Source organism: Paenibacillus sp. CCS19, assembly GCF_033239625.1.
In the GTDB taxonomy this organism is placed as follows: Bacteria; Bacillota; Bacilli; order Paenibacillales; family Paenibacillaceae; genus Paenibacillus_T.
On the sequence record NZ_BTCK01000005.1, the window covers coordinates 177,438 to 195,892 of the forward strand.

Annotated in this window: 15 protein-coding genes; 13 read left to right on the forward strand and 2 right to left on the reverse strand. The window is 53.5% G+C overall.

Annotation, left to right across the window (positions count from 1 at the left end; all coding sequences use genetic code 11):
- Nucleotides 1-116: 116 nt before the first annotated feature.
- Nucleotides 117-209 carry a putative holin-like toxin gene (locus SBI19_RS06575; protein ID WP_317966177.1) on the reverse strand — a complete coding sequence of 31 codons (93 nt, stop codon included), beginning with the start codon at nt 207-209 and terminating at the stop codon, nt 117-119.
- Nucleotides 210-415: 206 nt separating this feature from the next.
- On the opposite strand from SBI19_RS06575, the gene SBI19_RS06580 reads away from it, so the two are divergent.
- The 10 genes from SBI19_RS06580 (at nt 416) to abc-f (ending at nt 13,274) form a co-directional block, all read left to right on the forward strand.
- A complete protein-coding gene (locus tag SBI19_RS06580) occupies nt 416-1,315 on the forward strand; it encodes a YitT family protein (RefSeq protein WP_317966179.1) in 900 nt (299 codons plus the stop codon).
- Nucleotides 1,316-1,645: 330 nt separating this feature from the next.
- On the forward strand, nt 1,646-2,698 hold the full coding sequence (gene argC / locus SBI19_RS06585) for an N-acetyl-gamma-glutamyl-phosphate reductase (protein WP_317966181.1): 1,053 nt from the start codon (nt 1,646-1,648) through the stop codon (nt 2,696-2,698).
- 424 nt (nt 2,699-3,122) lie between these two features.
- Nucleotides 3,123-4,355 (forward strand): bifunctional ornithine acetyltransferase/N-acetylglutamate synthase, encoded by a 1,233-nt coding sequence (gene argJ / locus SBI19_RS06590; RefSeq protein ID WP_317966183.1) that lies wholly within the window; start codon nt 3,123-3,125, stop codon nt 4,353-4,355.
- Between the two features lie 27 nt (nt 4,356-4,382).
- Complete coding sequence (gene argB / locus SBI19_RS06595) at nt 4,383-5,168, forward strand: acetylglutamate kinase (protein WP_317966185.1); 786 nt, start codon at nt 4,383-4,385, stop codon at nt 5,166-5,168.
- Nucleotides 5,169-5,203: 35 nt separating this feature from the next.
- Nucleotides 5,204-6,427, forward strand: coding sequence for an acetylornithine transaminase (locus tag SBI19_RS06600; RefSeq protein WP_317966187.1), 1,224 nt, complete (start codon nt 5,204-5,206; stop codon nt 6,425-6,427).
- Nucleotides 6,428-6,481: 54 nt separating this feature from the next.
- A complete protein-coding gene (argF, locus tag SBI19_RS06605; protein ID WP_317966189.1) occupies nt 6,482-7,438 on the forward strand; it encodes an ornithine carbamoyltransferase in 957 nt (318 codons plus the stop codon).
- Nucleotides 7,439-7,531: 93 nt separating this feature from the next.
- Nucleotides 7,532-8,767 carry an argininosuccinate synthase gene (locus tag SBI19_RS06610; protein ID WP_191205105.1) on the forward strand — a complete coding sequence of 412 codons (1,236 nt, stop codon included), beginning with the start codon at nt 7,532-7,534 and terminating at the stop codon, nt 8,765-8,767.
- An 83-nt stretch (nt 8,768-8,850) separates the two neighbouring features.
- Nucleotides 8,851-10,266 (forward strand): argininosuccinate lyase, encoded by a 1,416-nt coding sequence (gene argH / locus SBI19_RS06615; RefSeq protein WP_317966193.1) that lies wholly within the window; start codon nt 8,851-8,853, stop codon nt 10,264-10,266.
- 106 nt (nt 10,267-10,372) lie between these two features.
- Nucleotides 10,373-10,579, forward strand: a complete 207-nt coding sequence (locus tag SBI19_RS06620) for a putative holin-like toxin (RefSeq protein ID WP_317966195.1) — start codon at nt 10,373-10,375, stop codon at nt 10,577-10,579.
- Nucleotides 10,580-11,441: 862 nt separating this feature from the next.
- Entirely contained in the window at nt 11,442-13,274 is a 1,833-nt protein-coding gene (gene abc-f, locus SBI19_RS06625; protein ID WP_317966197.1) for a ribosomal protection-like ABC-F family protein, read from the forward strand.
- A 354-nt stretch (nt 13,275-13,628) separates the two neighbouring features.
- Here abc-f and SBI19_RS06630 read toward each other — a convergent pair whose 3' ends face one another.
- Entirely contained in the window at nt 13,629-15,116 is a 1,488-nt protein-coding gene (locus SBI19_RS06630; protein ID WP_317966199.1) for a VanW family protein, read from the reverse strand.
- A gap of 454 nt (nt 15,117-15,570) precedes the next feature.
- On the opposite strand from SBI19_RS06630, the gene ftsE reads away from it, so the two are divergent.
- Genes ftsE through SBI19_RS06645 form a run of 3 tightly spaced genes read left to right on the forward strand, consistent with a single transcriptional unit; the run spans nt 15,571 to nt 18,389 of the window.
- On the forward strand, nt 15,571-16,257 hold the full coding sequence (ftsE, locus tag SBI19_RS06635; protein WP_110041852.1) for a cell division ATP-binding protein FtsE: 687 nt from the start codon (nt 15,571-15,573) through the stop codon (nt 16,255-16,257).
- On the forward strand, nt 16,247-17,164 hold the full coding sequence (ftsX, locus tag SBI19_RS06640; RefSeq protein ID WP_317966202.1) for a permease-like cell division protein FtsX: 918 nt from the start codon (nt 16,247-16,249) through the stop codon (nt 17,162-17,164). Before ftsE ends, ftsX begins: the two co-directional genes overlap by 11 nt.
- Before the next feature lie 10 nt (nt 17,165-17,174).
- Entirely contained in the window at nt 17,175-18,389 is a 1,215-nt protein-coding gene (locus SBI19_RS06645; RefSeq protein WP_317966204.1) for a murein hydrolase activator EnvC family protein, read from the forward strand.
- Nucleotides 18,390-18,455: the final 66 nt, after the last annotated feature.

An 18,455-nucleotide genomic window follows, 5' to 3' on the forward strand; every position in this document is an offset into this window, starting at 1 on the left:
AACCAATAAGGATAGCGCGCCAACGCTCTCCATGCACAGAACTTCTTAAGTGGCTCGACCCCCAAGATGATAATTAGAGGTGGAAGTAACCCGTCAGGCGGTCAACCTGTGGCGGGTTACTTTCTTTTCTCGATGTATGTCAGTAGCGCAAGTAGAAAACTGCCGAACGCTAGAAACGACATAATCGTTTGGAAAGTATCCATTGGCATCCCTCCTTTCCGGAGGTCAACCTGCCACGAAGCTGCATCTGTGCATATACATATAATACCGAACTCCGAGTCTGCCGGATAGGGCAGGCTTTTTGTATGCTTTCCGAATGAAGAATCGTTTAATATATCATCTTTTTCTGAAGGATACTATCCATAGTGTGATTTCTTATCTATAAAACGTTACCCGCCTTAGGAGGCACGACACCATGACTCACTCATCGAATTCCACAGCCTCACGGCAACGCCGTCGCCGCGCCGCTGGCCCAGCTAATCCGCGTACGCAAGCGATATGGGCGATTGCCCAGCTGCTCGTTGGCGCTTTTATTATCGCAGCAAGCTTTAACTTGTTTCTTGTACCGAACGGCATCGCTTCCGGCGGAGTCTCGGGCTTATCGATCATCGTCAAGCAGGTGTTAGGCATCCAGCCTGCATATACGCAATGGATCATTAATATCCCGCTGTTCTTTGCTGGACTATGGCTGCTGGGCAAACGATTCGCGCTCAAGTCGCTGCTAGGGTCTTTCACGCTGCCGTTGTTCGTGCTGCTGACCGCGCACTGGCCGCCGCCTACCGATAATCCGCTGCTTGCTGCCGTTTATGGAGGTGTAGGTGTTGGCATCGGATTGGGTCTGGTTTTCCGAGGACGCGGCTCTACGGGCGGTACTGACCTGGCGGCTCAAATCCTTCATAAGTATACGGGTCTGTCACTCGGCATAACTGTCGTCTGCTTCGATGGTCTCGTCATTGCGCTAGCGGGGATTCTTATTTCTCCGGAAAATGCTCTCTACGCGCTCATCGCCCTGTTCGTCACGAGCAAAACGATCGATCTGCTTCAGACCGGACTTGCGCTCTCCAAAGTCGCCTTCATTATAAGCGATCGAACGGAGGAGCTTGCCGACGCTGTGCTCACGCAGCTTGACCGAGGATTGACCGAGCTTGATGCGCATGGCGGTTACACCGGGCAGCGCAGGGTAGTGCTGATGGTGGTCGTCAGCCAGAACGAAGTTCCGAAGCTCAAAGCGATCATTCGCTCTGTTGATCCGGGTGCATTTGTTATCATCAGTCAGACCGCGGAGGTCATTGGCCAAGGGTTCAAAATCGAGTGAATGCATCGTGCATAACGCCTTGCTCGACAAACTATGACAAAGCGCATAGCGGCGCGGAAAAAGCCGCTTTTTTGTCGTTGTATTTATATTAGTCTGGTTGTATAATAATACGAAGTTAGTCACGGAAACGTTCATTTTACTTTAGCTCGGAATCATGTACAATGGGTTATTAGGGAAATAAGTCCAAGCAAGGTGAACCCGCTGTCGCCTTCCTAAAAACGGCGCAGTGCGGTTCATTCCGGCGAAGTATAAGACGATTTATAGAATGCAAAATTATAAATTCTTATATTTCATAAATTTGGCTTCAATAACGATGGGAGAGACGTTGTTATGAGCAATCATACATTGAATGCAGCCATCATTGGCTCCACTGGCTACGGCGGCGTAGAATTGATCCGTTTGCTGGCTAGTCACCCGTACGTCAACGTGACGTCGGTTGTATCATCCTCGAGCGAAGGCACGCCTATCGCTGATGGGTTTCCGCACTTAGTCGAAATCCGCACCGACCTGCTTGATGGCGTTGATGCGAAGGCGATTCGCGCGAAAGCGGATGTCGTATTTTTAGCAACGCCAGCAGGTATTGCAACGAAGCTGACGCCTGAATTGCTGGAAGCGGGTTTGAAGGTTATTGATATTTCCGGCGACCATCGTTTGAAATCGCCTGCTCTGTATGAGCAGTGGTATAAGAAGACCCCGGCAGAGGAAGCTTATCTCGCGCAAGCGGTATATGGACTTGCAGAGGTGTACGGCGACCGCGTTCAAGGCGTAGACCTGATCTCGAACCCAGGCTGCTTCCCGACGGCAACGCTGCTCGGCCTTGTTCCGGCAGTGGCTGCAGGTTGGATTGATCCGGCAACCATCATTATTGATGCCAAATCCGGCGTATCCGGCGCAGGCCGCGGCGCTAGCCTTGGCACGCATTATTCCGAACTGAACGAGAACTTCAGCGCGTACAAAATAAACAAGCACCAGCACATCCCAGAGATCGAGCAAGTGCTGACCGATATCGCAGGCAAACCTGTTGTAACGACGTTCACGACACATCTCGTGCCGATGACACGCGGTATCATGTCCACCATGTATGCGTCCGTCATTGGCGATCGCAGTGACGACGACTTCGTTCAGCTGTACCGCCAATACTACGAGGGCCGCAAATTCGTCCGCGTACGCGACACGGGCAAATGGCCGAAGACGAAGGAAGTATGGGGCTCCAACTACTGCGACATCGGCTTCAGCGTCGATTCCCGCACAGGCCGAGTAACCGTCGTTTCGGTCATCGACAACCTCGTCAAAGGCGCAGCAGGTCAAGCGATCCAAAACCTCAACCTATCCATGGGCTGGGACGAAACGCTGGGCCTCAACTTTGTACCGGTTTATCCTTAAGTAACACAATCTGTTCGCTGCCAGTTGTATGGGTTAAACCACAATTTGCTGCAAACGGCTAACTAACTAATCTTTTAAAAGCTTGCGAAGCCCGCTCGTAGAGCCAGGCGGAGCACCTTACCTATAAAACTTAGGATGTTAGAAGTGCCGCGTACCAGCACGGAGCGAAGCGGGCGAATATGTTCTGTAGAAGCGTCAGCGTTCGCCTTTGTTACTCGGATTGTTACCTTTTCTGAATTCATAAGATCAGAACAATCCGAGAACAACAGCGATCGAAAGAATGTATCGCACGCGGAGCGGTGTCTGCATATAGCACTGTTCTTAGCGCTGATTGCTTTTGAACTTGCACCAAGCACACTTTTTCATCAAAATGTACCACCAACCCAGGCACTTATCACATCCACTAAGGAGACATGATTGAACGATGGCAAGCAACAACCTATTCGACATCGTGGCTGACGGCAGCATCACGACGCCCCGCGGCTTCCAAGCTGGCGGCTTGCACTGCGGATTGAAGAAAACAACGCGCCACGACCTGGGCGCGATTATTTGTGAAGTGCCGGCATCGGCAGCTGGCGTGTATACGACAAACGTATTCCAAGCTGCGCCGATTCTTGTAACGAAACAAAGCATCGGCGAAGAGGGCCTTCTGCGCGGCGTAATCGTCAACAGCGGCAACGCGAATGCTTGCACGGGCAAGCAAGGCGAAGCTGATGCATTCGAGATGCGCGCTAAGTTCGCGGAAGCGATTGGCGTACCGGCTGCCCACATCGCGGTTGCATCAACTGGCGTAATCGGCGAGAACCTGAAGATGGACCGCGTTCGTGACGGTATTGCGAAACTCCCGGCCAAGTTGGCATCGGATGCGCAAGGTTCGGCGGATTTCAACCAAGCCATTCTGACGACGGACCTCGTGGAGAAAACAGCTTGCGTACGCCTTGAGCTGGATGGTCAGGTTGTACATATTGCAGGCGCAGCGAAGGGCTCCGGCATGATCCACCCGAACATGGCGACCATGCTCGGCTTCGTTACGACAGACGCGGCAATCGGCAGCGCGGAGCTGACGCAGCTGCTTCGTCAAGCGACGGACCTGTCGTTCAACATGATCACGGTTGACGGCGATACGAGTACGAACGATATGCTCGTTGCCATGGCAAGCGGCTTGGCAGGCAACACGACGTTGACGCCGGCGCATCCAGGTTGGGATGCATTCGCTGAAGGCCTCCGCCATGTATGCGAAGTGCTTGCGAAAGCAATTGCCCGCGACGGCGAAGGCGCGACGAAGCTCGTTGAAGTGCAAGTGCGCGGCGCAGTAAGCGACGAATCGGCACAAGCAATCGCGAAGACGGTAATCGGCTCCTCGCTCGTGAAGTCCGCCGTATTCGGCGCAGATGCGAACTGGGGACGTATTATTGCTGCTGTAGGACGCGCAGGACAGCCTGTCAACCCTGAGACGGTCGACATTCGCCTCGGCGATATCGTAACGCTGGAGCAGTCCCGTCCAATCGGTTTCGATGAGGATGCGGCGCTCGAGTACTTGAAAGGTGACACGGTAGTCATTCATGTCGACCTTCACAACGGCGAAGGCTCGGCAAAAGCATGGGGCTGCGATCTGACGTATGACTACGTCCGCATCAACGCGGCGTACCGGACGTAAGCGAAGGCGATGGAGGAACGGACAGCGATGGAACAACGTTTTGTTATGAAATGCGGCGGCAGCACGCTCGCTGCGCTGCCGAATGCATTTTTCGCAGAGCTCAAGGAGCTTCAACAATCGGGCGTTCGTCCGGTTATCGTGCACGGCGGCGGCCCTGCGATTAGTGATACACTCGGCAAGCTCGGCATCGAGACCGAGTTTGTGAACGGCTTGCGCAAGACGAATGATGACGTGCTTGATGTCGTCGAGATGGTGCTTGCAGGCAAGATCAATAAGGAGATCGTTCGCAAAATCCAGCAGAACGGCGCGAAGGCGCTTGGGCTGTCCGGTGTGGACGGCAAGCTGATCCAAGCGAAGCCGGTTGCGAATTCGGACGAGATCGGATTCGTCGGCGACGTCACGGACGTGAACGCCGCTGTCATTGAAGGCGTTATGGGCATGGGTTACATTCCGGTCATCGCGCCAATCGGCATCGACGATGCCGCGCAGCGATACAACATTAACGCCGATACGGCGGCTGGCGCAGTTGCATCCCACCTCGGTGTTGAGCGGATGATTGTTGTAACGGATGTTCCGGGCATTTTGAAGACGGTGAATGGGGAGAAGCAGGTGCTTCCGACTGTCACGGTTGAAGAGATCGAAGCAATGATCGCTTCGGGCGAAATTTATGGCGGAATGATTCCGAAAGTGCGCGCAGCGATTCAATGCATCCAAGGACGTGTCAGCGAGGTTGTCATCGTCAAAGGCGACGAGCCGGGCGTTCTCACGCGCGCAGTGCTTGAAGGCGGCGTTGGCACAAGAATCGTGCGATAGATAGAGGTCGTCAAAATAGGAAAGGGGTAATTGAAATGAGCGAAGCAGTGAAACCAACTGCAGCAGGGGCAGCGACGAACGGACAGCCTGGCGCAGGCGAAGCGCTGTTCCCGACGTATGCCAGATATCCAATTTCGCTTGTGAAAGGCGAAGGCAGCTGGCTGTGGGATGATAAAGGAACCAAATATCTCGACTTCGTCAGCGGCATTGCCGTGACGAATTTGGGCCACGCGCCGAAGCGTGTGAAGGAAGCAGTCAAGAAGCAGCTCGACGAGCTGTGGCATGTTTCCAACCTGTATCACATTCCGAACCAGGAAGCTGCGGCGGCACTCCTTACAGCGAACAGCGCAGCTGATGCTGTATTCTTCTGCAACTCCGGTGCAGAAGCGAACGAAGCCGCGATCAAGCTGGCTCGCCGTTATCAGCAGAAGGTGCTGGGCAACGGAAAATATGAAATCGTAACATTCGAGCAGTCGTTCCACGGACGGACGCTTGCGACGCTGACGGCTACAGGCCAAGAGAAGGTCAAAGAAGGTTTTGCGCCTTTGCCGGAAGGCTTCAACTACATTCCGCTGCATGATCTCGCAGCTCTGGAAGCGGCAGTTACGGATAAGACGGCTGCCGTCATGCTCGAGCTCGTCCAAGCAGAGGGCGGCGTATTCCCGGTTGACCCAGCTTACCTGCATCGTCTGGTGAAGCTGTGCCGCGAGCGCGGCGCACTGCTCATCATCGATGAGGTGCAGACGGGTATGGGCCGTACGGGCAAACTGTTTGCTCATGAGCACTACGGTATTGAACCGGACATTTTCACAATGGCCAAAGGTCTCGGAAGCGGCTTCCCGGTTGGCGCAATGGGCGCAAAGGAAGAGCTTCGTGCAGCATTCGGCCCTGGCAGCCACGGCTCGACATTCGGCGGTACGCCGATTGCGACGGCAGCGGTTAAAGCAACGCTCGAGACCATTCTCGAGGAGCACCTCCCAGAGCGCGCGGCTAAGCAAGGCGAGTACCTGATGAGCCAGCTTCGTGCGAAGACGGCGCACAGCTCGTTCGTTAAGGATGTACGCGGTCTCGGTCTGCTCATCGGTATTGAATGCGCGGAGCCGGTTGCTCCGGTTATTACGGAAGCGCAAGCGAAAGGTCTGCTCGTACTGTCGGCAGGACCTAACGTGCTTCGTTTGCTGCCGAATCTGCTCGTCTCGAAGGAAGAGATCGACCAAGCGGTTACGATTTTGGCGCAGCTGCTGAACGCTAAGGGCTAAGTTAATTAACCGAGGTATAGATGAAGTTATTCTACGTTTTTAGGAGGTACATGAATGCAACAGTTGAAGGAAGAACTGGCGGCGTCACTCAAAGGACGCGATTTTCTGGCGCTGGCGGATTACTCGTCGGAAGAGCTCCGTTATTTGATCGACCTTGCCATTGATATTAAGCAAAAGCAAAAGGCCGGCGAGTTGTATCAGCCGCTCAAAGGCAAAACGCTCGGCATGGTGTTCGAGAAATCATCGACGCGTACGCGCGTATCGTTTGAAGTCGGCATCTACCAGCTCGGCGGTCAAGGCTTGTTCCTTAGCCGCAACGACCTGCAGATCGGCCGCGGCGAGCCGATCTGGGATACGGGCCAAGTACTGTCCCGTTACCTCGACGGCATCATGATCCGTACGTTCGCGCACAAGATCGTTATCGACTTGGCGCGCAGCTCCACGGTGCCAGTTATTAACGGCCTGACGGACGCAGCACATCCTTGCCAAGCGCTTTGCGACTACCAGACGGTGCTGGAGCACAAAGGCCGCCTGGAAGGTCTGAAGATCGCTTACATCGGCGACGGCAACAACATGACGCACTCGCTGCTCATGGGCGCGGCGAAGCTTGGCATGAACATGTCCGTGGCTTCACCGGAAGGTTACGAGGCTGATCCGGACATCGTCGCTCAGACGAAGGCTGTTGCAGCTTCCACCGGTTCGGTAATCACGATGTGCCGCGATCCGCGTGAAGCGATCGAGAATGCTGACGTTGTCTACACGGACGTATGGGCAAGCATGGGCTTCGAGGCGGAACAGAAAGAGCGCGAGATCGCATTCGCGAACTACCAAGTGAACGAAGATCTGGCGAAGTACGCCAAGAAGGACTATCTGTTCATGCACTGCCTGCCGGCGCATCGCGGCGAGGAAGTCAGCGAAGGCGTTATCGACGGCAAAAATTCGATTATTTATGACCAAGCCGAGAATCGTCTGCATGCGCAGAAAGCGATTATGGCTGCCGTTATGGCATAGAGTTTCAACCTTCAATCATTCGCTGCAGGCGCCAACCGCGCCTCGCGGCATGACATTATCAATAAGATCGAATATAGAGGAGCGTAAGCAATCATGGCAAAGCAAAAAATCGTACTCGCCTACTCGGGCGGTCTGGACACTTCGGTTATCCTGAAATGGTTGAAAGAAACGTATGATGCAGAAATCATCGCGTTCACGGCTGATATCGGTCAAAAGGACGAGCTCGACGGTCTCGAGGCAAAAGCACTCGCAACAGGCGCATCCAAAGTTTACATCGACGACCTGCGCGACGAGTTCGCGCAAGACTTCATCTACCCAATGTTCCAAGCTGGCGCATTGTATGAAGGTCAATATCTGCTCGGCACGTCGATCGCGCGTCCGCTCATCGCGAAGCGCATGGTTGACATCGCACGCGCAGAAGGCGCTACGGCAATCGCGCACGGCGCTACGGGCAAAGGCAACGACCAAGTCCGTTTCGAGCTGACGGCTGCTGCCCTCGCTCCTGAGATCAGCGTAATCGCACCTTGGCGCAACGAAGAATTCCGCGCGGAATTCCCAGGCCGCGCCGAGATGATCGCATATGCAGAGAAACACGGCATTCCAGTAACGGCATCCGCTGCGAAGCCTTACTCGACAGACCGCAACCTGCTGCACATCAGCTTCGAGAGCGGCATGCTCGAGGATCCTTGGTTCGATCCAAGCGCTGACTCCGTTAAAGATATGTACGTTCTGAGCGTATCGCCTGAAGATGCGCCGGACCAATCCGAATATGTTGAACTGACGTTCGAGCAAGGCAACTGCGTAGCGATCAACGGCGAACAATTGAGTCCGCTTGGCGTTATGGAGAAGCTGAACGAGCTCGGCGGCAAGCACGGCATCGGCCGTGTCGACATGGTTGAGAACCGCTTCGTCGGCATGAAGAGCCGCGGCGTGTACGAGACGCCAGGCGGTACGATCCTGTTCACGGCTCACCGCAAAATGGAATCGCTCACGATGGACCGCGACGTTATGCACCTTCGTGACGGTCTGATCGCGAAGTATGCTACGCTCGTATACAACGGCTTCTGGTTCGCGCCTGAGCGCCTTGCTCTGCAAGCGCTCGTAGCGGAAAGCCAGAAGAACGTAACAGGCGTTGTTCGCCTGAAGCTGTACAAAGGCAACGTAATCGGCGCTGGCGTTCAAAGCCCAGTGAGCCTGTACAACCCGGATATCGCGACGATGGAAGCGGACCCTACGCAAGCCTATGACCAAGGCGACGCTACAGGCTTCATCCGTCTGAACGCGCTTCGTCTGAAAGTATCGTCCGGCGTAGAACAGAACCGTAAATAACTTTTACTTCAAAAATCAGGAATAAGGGTCTCATCAGCAGACTCTTATTTCTGTGTATTAGGACATAGAGGAGTGTTTGACTAGTGAGTAAATTATGGGGCGGCCGATTTACGAAGAAAACCGACCAACTGGTTGAGGAATATACAGCTTCGATTACGTTCGACAAAGAGCTGGCAGAAGAAGACGTACAAGGCAGTCTGGCGCATGTAACGATGCTCGGCAAGCAAGGCATTCTGCCTGCTGACGACGTGGATACGATCAAGGACGGTCTGCATCGCGTGCTGCAGCGCATCAAGCGCGGCGATTGGGAATATGCGATCGCTGACGAAGACATCCATATGAACATCGAGAAAGCGCTCATCGACGATATCGGGCCAGTCGGCGGCAAGCTGCATACGGGCCGCAGCCGTAACGACCAAGTCGCAACGGATATGCACCTGTACCTGCGCAAGCGCGTAGTCGAGTTCGTTGACCTTCTGCAAAAGCTGCAATCGGCGCTCTTGGAGCAAGCGAAAGCGAACCTCGATACCATCGTGCCGGGTTACACGCATCTTCAGCGTGCGCAGCCAATTCTGTTCGCTCATCATCTGATGGCGTACGTATCGATGTTCGGCCGCGACGCGGAGCGTCTGCAGGACAGCTACAAGCGCATCAACACGCTGCCGCTCGGCGCGGGTGCACTCGCAGGAACGACGTTCCCGATCGACCGCCACTTCGTGGCGAAGCAGCTTGGCTTCGATCGCGTATACGAGAACAGCCTTGATGCCGTAAGCGACCGCGACTTCATTCTGGAGTTCCTGTCGCATGCATCGATCATCATGATGCATCTGTCGCGCCTCTCCGAGGAGCTCATCCTCTGGTCGAGCACGGAATTCCGCTTTGTCGAGCTGGACGATGCCTTCTGCACAGGCAGCAGCATCATGCCGCAGAAGAAGAACCCGGACGTACCGGAGCTCGTTCGCGGTAAGACGGGCCGCGTGTACGGCAACCTGATCGGTCTGCTGACGGTTCTGAAGTCGCTGCCGCTAGCGTACAACAAGGACATGCAGGAAGACAAAGAAGGCATGTTCGATACGGTTCGTACGCTGCAAGGCGCACTTCAGCTGTTCGCTCCGATGATTACGACGATGAAGGTGAACAAGGACGTTATGCGTCAAGCGGTCAACCAAGACTTCTCGAACGCAACGGACATCGCCGACTTCCTCGTTAACAAAGGTCTGCCGTTCCGTCAAGCGCACGAAGTCATCGGCAAGACGGTATTGTACTGCATCCAGCAGAACAAATACCTGCTCGATCTGAGCCTCGAAGAATTCAAGCAATTCTCGCCGCTGTTCGACGATCGCATCTACGAAGTGCTGCAGCCAGTGAACGTTGTGAACGCCCGCAACGTATACGGCGGTACGGCTACGCCGCAAGTAACGGATGCGATTACCCGCGCAGAGCGTGAGCTCGATGCAACGGCAGCATGGGTAACCGAGTATGCGGAGAAGAGCCGCTAATTTTAAACGATAGCATCATCCCCGAGCGCCTTGCCCATTCGGCAGGGTGCTTTTTTTGTAAGAATAGTACGAACGTATGTTCTCACAATAGGCGAATGTTGGTATAATGGCAGAACAGACAGCAGAACAGTCCAGAAGGCCCATTGTAGGCAGAGGCCTCCTAGAAGAGGACGTTCAAAAAGTCCGCAAAACCGTTCTTTTTGAACTCGAGCTAGAAGGGGGTGTGAGGATGGAAGTGTATCAGGCGTTGACGCTTATGATCTCGTTCGCGATGCTCGTGGTGACGGTGCTTGCCTTTCATAAGAAGAAGTAGGCCGCTGCCCGTGCTCGCGCATCGGTCTGCCTTTAAGCTGTTGTACAAGCCTGACGAGCGGCTTCGCCCGCCGCTCTTTATACTCGGCTCACCTAATTTTTGGATTTCGTCTCTTGCCGTATTGCCATCAAGACGAGGAAGTGTTAAGATGGAACCACTTTAAGCGAGTGCTTAGAGCTGAGAAGCTAATTATGATTGGTCTATACCAGGGCCTTATTCTTAGGAGGTATCCAACTCGATATCATGTGGAACTAATTCATTGTCGTTTATGAAATTCGAATAAACTACGACAACGAGCTTTGCTTATGGCGGAGCGGATTAGGGATACGTGTGTCTGTTGGAGATTACTCCTTGCCGATATTGCATCAATAATACGGTCTATTTCGTGCTAGGTTAACGCCTCTGTACGAACGACAATCCAAGATTGTATAAGTCTCATCTTATGCTTGGACTTGGATTTCTCAAGAATGAAACGAATGGCGCCGTTCCAAGAACGACGATGGGCGTTTCACCTTGGGGGACAGTATGTTTTTGCGCAGCTTCTGCTGCCTATATTTAGGCAAGAGGCCGGCATCCAACCAAACACCTATATCCGTCTATCCGAGCCGTGAGCGATATGCTTGCGGCTTTTTGATATTCATCAAAGCTCATATCCATCTAAGCATAAGGTTTCACCTTGGTTAGTTGTCAGCATTCGAATGTCATTGCCCTTGTCAGTATTAGAATGGGTGTTCAAAAAGTTCGGTTGTCAGCACCGAGAAGGTTCAAGATTCGACGCCGAGTATGCTTCTTGTCATGCTTCGTGATCACAAGTGGACTTTTTGAACTGCCTCTAAAAATAGAGAACAAAGCGGGGATGCATATGACAACTATTATTAGCGTTCGTAATTTAAAGAAAAGCTTCGGCGACCATACGGTGTTAAGCGGCATTAACTTTGACATAGCTGAAGGAGAACGGATCGGTCTCGTTGGCATGAACGGTGCAGGCAAGACGACGCTTGCGAATCTGCTGTTCGGCGGACTTCAGCCCGACAGCGGGATGATTCGGGCACATCGCTCGAACCTGAATATCGGTTACCTCTTGCAATCGACCTCTTATACGGTCCACACGTTTGCTGGCATGGGCGCGATGAGCGGCGATCAAGATGGGCATAGCGATACAGAACGATTCCTCGAACTGACGAGCCAGCTTGGCTTATCGAAGGTTCGCCATTGGGATGAGAATCGTTTCGACGGTCTAAGCGGCGGCGAGAAGACGAAGTTGGCAATCGCCGATATCTGGGCATCGAAGCCTGATGTGCTGCTGCTCGACGAACCAACGAATCATCTTGATCTGCAAGGCGTGGAATGGCTCATTGACGAGCTCGCGAAATTCGAAGGTACCGTTATCGTAATCTCTCATGATCGGCATTTCCTCGACCGTGCGACGAAGCGCACGATTGAAATCGACGAAGGGGCCTTGACGAACTACCCGGGCAACTACACGTATTACCGCGAGGAGAAGGCTCGTCGTTATGCCAGCCAACTGCATCATTATATCGAGCAGACCAAATATGAGCGGAAGATTCACGAGGAGATCAATCGATTGAAGCAGTGGTCCGACAAGGCGCACCGCGAGGCTGGCAAGGTTGGCAAAATGGCCGAGATGCGAGGCGTCAAAGAGTTCTACCGGACGAAGGCGAAGAAGATGGATCAGCAGATCAAATCGCGGATTCATCGGCTCGAGAAGATCGACCTGGAAGGCGTGAAGAAGCCGAAGGAAGAAGCGGAGGTTCGCTTCGAGTGGGATCAGCCGGCGAAGCGGGGACGGCGCATCATTGAGGCGCTTCAGCTTCGGAAGTCGTTCGGCGAGCGGACGTTGTTCGACGACAGCTCCTTCTTCGTACAGCGCGGAGAGCGTATCGGACTGCTTGGCCCGAACGGCTGCGGCAAGACGACGCTGCTGCGAATGATGACTGGCCAAGAGACGGCGGATGCAGGCCGCATGTGGGTCAGTCCGGCTGCGAGCATTGCTTACTTGACGCAGGATGTATCCGATCTGAAGCCGAATCAGACGGTTGTGGCGATGATTGAGGATGCGTTCCCGAATCGTGAACAGCAGAGCGAGGTGCGTACCATGCTTGCCAACATGGGCCTGGACGAATCCGTACTCCGCCGTTCGATCGGAGACTTGAGCCTCGGCGAGCGGACGCGCGTGAAGCTGGCGCGGCTTATTATGCAGGAGCACGATGTGCTTATTCTCGACGAGCCGACCAACCATCTTGATCTGCCGAGCCGGGAACAGCTGGAGCAAGCGCTCGTTGACTACGACGGTACGCTGCTGGTCGTCTCTCATGACCGCTACTTCGTCGAACGAATCTGCGACAAGCTGCTCGTATTTAACAACGGGACCATCAGCAAGCAGGAGAGCGGGCTCAAGGAGTACACGGAGAAGCTTGCGCAGAACGAGCCGGATGACACGAAGGCTGCACCTTCATCTTCCGCTTCTGCCTCCGCTTCTGCCTCCGCTTCAACAGGATCAACTTCCGCCATGAGCAAGGAAGAGCGCAAGGAGCAGCTCATGCTGCTCGATAACCAAATCGCCTATGTGCTCGGCGAGCTGGCGAAGCATGTCCAAGGCGATAGCCGCTATGCGGAGCTCGACGCAGAGTTTCGCGAGCTGGCGGCGCGCAAGCGTGAATTGCAGCAGAAGTAATTCACCCTGATGGTTAAATAAGTGTGGATCACTCCCGCTTAATCGTAAGCATACACTTAAGCAGGAGATTTAAGCGTACCGAAATCACACTTAGCGTTCCTGCCAAGCTAATTATCAACAGTCAATACCGATTAGGTGGGGATGAGCCTCACTTATCGGATTAGATGCGGGCGGTATAGTTCGATAGGTGTGGTTCAGCCACGCTTAGAAACAGGCACTCACGCAGCTCGGATGAGCGGGTCGCAAACGTGATTCACCATGACCTTAATTCCTTTCGCTATTCACCACAAAGCAGCCGCCCGCACGTAAGTGCCTGGGCGGCTGCTGTTTTGTATATTAAACAAACTTGAATCCTTAAGCGCTAGGAGCCTGAACTCCTAAGCCATCCTCGATAATCGGCGTTTGCTCAGCGTCGTTCGGCGCGCCAGGGCCTAGTTTTTTGCTTGGCTCCGTACCTTTGCCGATGTTGACGAGCGTCGGCTGAGCATTGTATTTATCCTTCGACAGCCTCTCCCGCGATACAACCTCTCCATCACGTACGAGCGTGCGATACGTCTCTACTACATATCCTTGCTTGCCTTGCTGCGTAATAAGGCGTCCGCCCGGCGGCAGCGCGTCACTGACTGTTTCCTTGATCGTCGGTTCAATCGTACTGGTCGTAATCGACTCGATATCATAGCGGACGTTATCCGGCATCGTGCCGAAAAGCTTCACCGTCAGCTTGCGGTCTTCGACGACGGTGCGGATAATAAGATACTTGCCCGTCGTATTCTTGAAGCGGAAGTCGATCGCGCCGCTTGCGAACGTCGCATCCTGACCGATCGGCAGGTACGATACCGGAAGCGAGTGGTTGCGCCGCTCGACGATATCTAGACCAGCGCGGATGACGGCGTTATACAGTGTACTGGACACTTGGCAGATGCCGCCGCCGATCCCTGGAACGAGCTTGCCGTTCTGGATGACAGGCGCTTCGCGGTAGCCATACTCCTTTTCCGTGGCGGCAACGATCTTGCCATAGCTGAACACCTCGTCAGGCGCAAGCTCGACATCGTTCAGTACTTTCGCAGTCGACGTGACATTAAAGGCGCGTCCTTCCGCGCTCGTCGCGAAGTCGGTCGTGAATGACATAATCATTCGGTCAATGCCTTGGGCCTTGAGCTTCTCCAAAGTGAATTCGGGTTCGACGGTCTTGATCGGAAGCGGGAGATGCAGCTCGCGCGTCGGCAATGCATCCAGATCGGCTGCCAGTACGGCCGTGGACGTCTTGGCTTCTTCGATCCACGGATCGACTTGTTCGTGCAGAACATCATAGTCGATGCGATAAGCGTTGCTGGAAGGCGTGTAGACGACCCGGTCGTTGGCTGTAATGACGCGAGTAGCATTGGTCGGCGCGCTGGCGTCGATCCAGCCCCATTCCTTGTGAATGGCATCGTCGAACACCTGCTGATCAGAGGAGTAGTTAACGGTCAGCGTCTTCTCGAAGGAATGGCGATAGCGCGCGCGATCGATGAGGCTGCCCTCCTGAAGCTTCTTCAACGCAGCAATCGCCGCTTCTGCATCTGCATGGTTGCCGAGCTCCTCAAGCGTCCAAGTCTTCGAGTCGGTTGATTCCAATGCTTCATTGGCAAGAACGACGACTTTCTGCTGTTCCCATAGATCCACATATTGCGATAACAGGCTGGCCGCTTCGTCGACCTCCATCCCGCCGAGCGGAATGCCGCCTGCCGTAACATCCTCCGGAACTTTCGAATCGCTCGCATACAGCCATACCGCTCCCCAGCCGGCAGAAGCAACCAGCAGTAAGCCCAGCACAACGATGAACACCACATGGATACGTTTCATTCCTTGTTTGCTCCTCCCACAGTTCCTGAACAAGTGCATCAGCACAGCCAGGTTCTCATTCTTCTTCCACACTCATTTGCACTGCTGACAGACCGGAACGCCTACCTTGCACCCTTCGATTCATGCCGCATTAACCGCTTCGAACGAAGCGATTCGCTCATCCTAACAGCCCCCTAAACATTGGATAAATGTAAGACGCATGGACAAGTTCGGAAGTTACGGTAATTAAGGGCTTCTTCGCCTAAAAATATGGTAAAGTCTTCAAGCTTGTCCCCTTGTTCATGAAATCAATTCAACCCTTACGGAGCCGCGGGATCGACGTTTTCCGCGCTGTACAGATGTCGAACGGGTTTCACATTAGAATTGTTAAAAACTCGGAATGTGACGGGATTTAAGAGGATTTCGCATATTCCTGTCGAAATACTAGCGTCGACAACTTACAGGATGTGATAACGTGATTGAAATGCAGGATATCTGGAAGACGTATGCGGATGGCACTCACGCGCTCCGCGGCGTCTCTGTACGAATAGATCGCAACGATTTCGTTTACCTTGTCGGTCCGTCCGGTGCGGGCAAATCGACGTTTATGAAGCTGATCTATCGTGAGGAAGTGCCTACTAAGGGTCAAATCTCGGTCAATGGCTTCAACATTGGCAAGCTCAAGCCGCGCAAAATTCCATATGTACGCCGGAATATCGGGGTCATTTTCCAAGACTTCCGACTGCTGCAGAAGATGACCGTTTTCGAAAATATCGCTTTCGCCATGGAAGTTATCGAAGCGCCGAAGAAGCTTATTCGCAAGCGCACGATGGAGGTCATCGAGCTTGTCGGCCTCAAGGGCAAGCACAACAGCCTGCCGACGCAGCTGTCGGGCGGCGAGCAGCAGCGCGTCGCAATCGCGCGCGCCATCATTAACAATCCGTCCGTTATCGTAGCGGACGAACCGACAGGCAATCTTGATCCCGAGACGTCATGGGGCATTATGAATTTGCTTGAAGAGATTAATTTCCGCGGTGCAACGATCATTATGGCGACGCATAACCGTGAAATCGTCAACTCGCTCCGTAAACGCGTAATTGCTATCGAGAATGGCGAAATCGTACGCGATGAGGCAAGAGGGGAGTACGGTTATGAAATTTAGAACCATCGTTCGCCATTTGCGGGAAGGGGTCAAGAATGTCGTACGCAACGGCTGGATGTCGTTCGCATCGGCCTCCTCGATCTTTATCTCGCTGTTTATATTAGGCGTATTCCTGCTTCTCTCGCTGAACGTGAACCATTTTGCTCAGCAGATCGAGAGTCAGGTTCAAATTCGCGTCTTCCTGCAGTTGAATGCGGATCAGAAGACGATCGACAAATTGAATAACGATATCGGCAACATGGTCGATGTGAAGAGCGTGGAGTACGTCTCGAAGGACCAAGGACTTGAGGTGCTTCGCAATAGTCTAGGCGAAGACGCTGATTATTTGCTGGAAGGCTTCGATAAGACGAACAATCCGCTGCCGGATTCTTTCACCGTTGAAGTGTTCGAGCCGAAGACGATCGCAGACGTTGCGAATAAGATCAAGGCGATCAACAACGCGGACGAGACGAAGCCGATCATGAACGTGAAATACGGACAAGGCACGGTCGAGAAGCTGTTCAAGGCGACGGATGCGGTGCGTAACGTCGGGCTCATCATTGTAATTGGTTTGGCGGTTACGGCCATGTTCCTCATCTCGAACACGATTAAAGTGACGATTCTGAATCGCCGCCGCGAGATTGGCATCATGAAGCTTGTCGGCGCAACGAATGCGTTCATCCGCTGGCCGTTCTTCATCGAAGGCGCTCTTATCGGGTTTACTGCATCGCTCATTACGGCAGGCGCGCTGCTATATGGCTATGTGAAGTTGATTGCGATGACGAAATTCGATCTAGGTCTCGCGATGATTACGCTAGTTGAATATCGCGACGTTGCATTCCTGCTTACGGTTTCGCTTGTAGGCATCGGTACGTTGATTGGCATTTGGGGCAGTACCATTTCGGTACGCAAGTATTTGAAGGTGTAGGTGATCAAGCGTGAAAAGGTCAGGAACGTGGAAAAAGGCGACGGCTGTCACGACGGCGCTTCTAATAGCGTTAACCGTGTGGCAAACGGGGACAGCGGCTCCCGAGATTGAAGCGGCCTCCAAAATCAGCGAGATCAACAAACAGTTGGAAGCTCTCAAGAAACAGTCGCAAGAGGCGGCTTCAACCCGCAAAACGGCGGAGAAGGAAAGCAAAGACGTGCTTGCGCTCAAGAATCAGGCCGCAAGCTCGGTGAATGAGATTTTGAAACAGCTTGATGAGGTCGGTCAGCAGATCAACGGCGTGCAGAAGCAGATCAACCAGACAGAGGATGACCTGTTGCAGGCGGGTCAAGCGCTGGAAGAGGCACAGGATCGCGTAGTGAAACGGGACAAAATGCTTCAATCCAGACTGCGGCTTATGTACCAGAATGGCGTCGTCTCTTATCTTGATGTATTAATGAGCTCGACGAGCTTCACGGATTTCGTTGATCGCTTCGACGCTCTTCAGGCTATCGTCAACCAAGATAAAGATGTGCTGGAGCAGCACAAGAAGGATAAAGCGCTCGTCGCGCAGAAGAAAGCGGAAATCGAGAATAAGCTGAGCGACGTGAAGGACATGTACGCGAAGCTGAATGATTATCAAGGCGTGCTGGCTCAGAAGGAGAAAGCGAAAGAAAAGCTGATAGCTCAGTACAATCAGAAGATGGAAGAACTCGAGGATATTAGCGAAGAGCAAGAACAGCTTATGGTCGATAACGCGAAGAAGATCGCTGACCTCGAGCGTAAGAAGCGCGAAGAACAGAAGAAGCAGACCGTATTCTACACCGGCGGCAAACTGGCTGTTCCGCTGAAATCTTCTTACCGTGTCAGCTCGGGATTTGGTTATCGCATTCATCCGATTTATCATACGAAGAAGCTTCATGCGGGTATTGACTTGGCCGCGCCTGAAGGCACGAGCATCTATGCGGCAGAGGGCGGCGTTGTCATCACGGCAGGATGGACAAGCGGCTACGGCAACACGGTTATTCTTGACCATGGCAATGGCCTCTGGACGTTGTATGGCCATATTCGCAACGGCGGCATTAAGGTCAAAGTGGGCGAAAGCGTGAAGCGCGGCGAGAAAATTGCAGAAGTCGGCTCTACGGGCAACTCGACCGGTAACCACCTTCACTTCGAAGTACGCGTGAACGGTACGCCGAAGGATCCGAATGGTTATTTGAAATAAAAGCGAAACAGGAGACGGAGCCACGCTGAGTGGCTCCGTTTCCACATGTTTGCCAACATCTAAATA

Coding starts and splice junctions, on each gene's coding strand:
- SBI19_RS06620 (WP_317966195.1), top strand. CDS start 10,373: ATGGCAGAACAGACAGCAGAACAGTCCAGAAGGCCCATTGTAGGCAGA.
- ftsX (WP_317966202.1), top strand. CDS start 16,247: ATGAAATTTAGAACCATCGTTCGCCATTTGCGGGAAGGGGTCAAGAAT.
- argJ (WP_317966183.1), top strand. CDS start 3,123: ATGGCAAGCAACAACCTATTCGACATCGTGGCTGACGGCAGCATCACG.
- argC (WP_317966181.1), top strand. CDS start 1,646: ATGAGCAATCATACATTGAATGCAGCCATCATTGGCTCCACTGGCTAC.
- SBI19_RS06600 (WP_317966187.1), top strand. CDS start 5,204: ATGAGCGAAGCAGTGAAACCAACTGCAGCAGGGGCAGCGACGAACGGA.
- abc-f (WP_317966197.1), top strand. CDS start 11,442: ATGACAACTATTATTAGCGTTCGTAATTTAAAGAAAAGCTTCGGCGAC.
- argB (WP_317966185.1), top strand. CDS start 4,383: ATGGAACAACGTTTTGTTATGAAATGCGGCGGCAGCACGCTCGCTGCG.
- SBI19_RS06580 (WP_317966179.1), top strand. CDS start 416: ATGACTCACTCATCGAATTCCACAGCCTCACGGCAACGCCGTCGCCGC.
- SBI19_RS06610 (WP_191205105.1), top strand. CDS start 7,532: ATGGCAAAGCAAAAAATCGTACTCGCCTACTCGGGCGGTCTGGACACT.
- argF (WP_317966189.1), top strand. CDS start 6,482: ATGCAACAGTTGAAGGAAGAACTGGCGGCGTCACTCAAAGGACGCGAT.
- SBI19_RS06575 (WP_317966177.1), bottom strand. CDS start 209: ATGCCAATGGATACTTTCCAAACGATTATGTCGTTTCTAGCGTTCGGC.
- SBI19_RS06630 (WP_317966199.1), bottom strand. CDS start 15,116: ATGAAACGTATCCATGTGGTGTTCATCGTTGTGCTGGGCTTACTGCTG.